At 62.5% G+C, this 301-nt stretch carries 1 pseudogene; it reads right to left on the bottom strand.

What is annotated here, in order from left to right:
• Window positions 1-301 (bottom strand): annotated as a pseudogene (locus tag HX869_RS31190) (hypothetical protein); the annotation flags it as partial.

Here is a 301-nt window from a genome sequence, read left to right as displayed (position 1 = left end):
ATTCATTCAGGAACAGCAGGTGCGTCGGTACCATGTAGTCCGGCAGGTCCGCTTTCAACTGCGCCTTGAGGGCGCCTGCATCCTCGGCGCCTTGCGCCGGGATCACGTAAGCCACCAATTGCTGGCCGTTCAGCCCTTCCTGGGCCAAGACCACGGCTTCGCGCACCGCCGCCAGGGCGTTCAGGCGCGCTTCAATTTCACCCAGTTCGATACGGAAGCCATGGATTTTCACCTGATGGTCCATCCGGCCGCTGTACTCGATCACCCCGTCGCTGCGGTATTGCGCCAGGTCACCGGTGCG

Source organism: Pseudomonas sp. P7779 (genome assembly GCF_013386315.1).
In the GTDB taxonomy this organism is placed as follows: domain Bacteria; phylum Pseudomonadota; class Gammaproteobacteria; order Pseudomonadales; family Pseudomonadaceae; genus Aquipseudomonas.
This window is presented reverse-complemented; position numbering and strand designations above follow the sequence as displayed.